Source organism: Streptomyces tropicalis (genome assembly GCF_029269835.1).
GTDB classification, from domain to species: domain Bacteria; phylum Actinomycetota; class Actinomycetes; order Streptomycetales; family Streptomycetaceae; genus Streptomyces; species Streptomyces tropicalis.
Window position 1 is genome coordinate 1 of the sequence record NZ_JARJBB010000085.1, and the last position, 1611, is coordinate 1611.

Below are 1611 nucleotides of genomic sequence, written 5' to 3' on the forward strand. Positions count from 1 at the left end.
GGTCTGGCCGGGCACGGCGGGTGCTGCGCCGACTCCGAACAGGTCGGCGAGCGCGGCCATCAGGTTTCCGGCGAACTTCTTGGTCGCGTCCATGCCGTTCGCGTCGAACACCTGGAACCCGTTGCGCTCGTCCAGGTCCCAGGCGCCGGCGGGGCGGCGGCGCGGCGCGTAGCGCAGGTGGAGCGTTCCGCGGGTGCTGGCGAGTTCGATGGTGTATCCAGTGTCGGTCGCCGCCGCGATGACCTGAACGCTTCCGTCGCTGGCCTTGCGCTCGGCGTGGCTGCGCATCCTGTCGAGTGATCGCCGCACCAGGCCGGGCAGCTGCGCTTCGTCGGCTACCGGCGTGAGGGCGGGGACCTCTGAGCGACCGCCGGGCCTCGACAGCACGTCGGGGTCCTTCCAGATGTGCGTGAAGTCGTCCAGGTCGCGGGCAAGTTCGCGGGGTGTTCCGTCGACGGTGAGCGTCGAGTTGTTCCACTTCCAGGAGCCGCGGTAGGTGCGGCGCCAGGTGAGGGTGAGTTCGACCCGCTCGCTGGTCAGGACCAGCAGGTAGTGCAGCGGAGAGGTGCGCTGGATCTCGGCGGTCTGTCCGGTTGCTTCACGTAGTTCGTTGAGTGCCGTGGTGACCTGCGTGGGCAGGATCGTGGCCTCGGTCAGGTGCTCAGACATGTGTGCTCCAACGCGGCGGTGTTCAGGTCGGTGAGGGTGGCGGCTGCTCCGGCTCGGATCAGGAGGCCGCAGCGGGTGCAGCGGAGGGTGTCGACGGGGTCCCAGTCGTCGCCGTCGTCGCCAGGCAGTGTGAAGACGGCTTGGAAGGAGGCCAGGGCGGGAGTGGACTCGGCTGCGAGTGCGGGTGGTTCGGGCATGGCTGCCTCCGTGGATGGGCGTGCCGCGCGATGAGGTAGCAGCAGCGCTGGAGATGTGGTCCGCTGCGGCGCATGGGCGGCGATGGGGCCGGGCCCGTTGCTGGCGGGAGTGATTCCTCCGGTGGCGGCCTGGCTGGATTGACGGTGGGGCCGGCGGGGGTTAGCCGCGCAAACTGCCCGGCGCGACCGGACGCTGTTCCTCTGCCGCTGTGACCCGGGATGCCGATGGGCCCGCTCCGGCGCCGGTCGCGGCGTGGGAGCGGGCCCGTGGCGGGATCGGCTCGATCACCCGGTCTCGAGCTGACTCGTGAACGGCTCGGTCTGGGTCTGGGCAGGGAGGGAGTCGAGGGTGGCCCGGATCAGTGTTTCGGTCACGGACGGGTCCTCATTCGGCGCCAGACGCGTGCGGACGCTGGCGAGAGCCGCGATGACCTGTGCGCGGGTGTAGGTCGGCTCTGCGGGGTGGGCCGGGGTGGCGTGGCCGCAGGCATCGGGAACGCCTTCGCTGCGCACCAGGCTGTCCCAGTGCTCGCCGTCGGGCCAGTGTCCAACGACGACCGTGCCGTCGTTGTACAGGTCAGCGCCTACGTACAGCAGGTCGGGCCGGTCGGCTCGTTCGAGGCCGATGGTGGCGCTGTCGCCCTCGGGGGCGTCGGGTACGTCGATGGCGGTCAGGATTTGCCGGGAGTCGTCAGTGATCAGGAACCGCATGCGGGTCTCCAGGTGGTCGGGCGCGGCCAGCGTC

General features: G+C 70.4%; 3 protein-coding genes. All 3 read right to left on the reverse strand.

What is annotated here, in order from left to right; genetic code table 11:
• Nucleotides 1–669, reverse strand: a 669-nt coding sequence (locus P3H78_RS33095; RefSeq protein WP_276112872.1) for a hypothetical protein, incomplete at its 3' end; no start/stop codon positions are given.
• Nucleotides 654–866: a hypothetical protein gene (locus P3H78_RS33100; RefSeq protein WP_276112873.1), complete on the reverse strand. Its 213-nt coding sequence runs from the start codon at nucleotides 864–866 to the stop codon at nucleotides 654–656. The genes P3H78_RS33095 and P3H78_RS33100, both read right to left, overlap by 16 nt.
• A gap of 285 nt (nucleotides 867–1151) precedes the next feature.
• The coding region (locus P3H78_RS33105; protein WP_276112874.1) for a hypothetical protein at nucleotides 1152–1611 on the reverse strand (460 nt) is incomplete at its 5' end.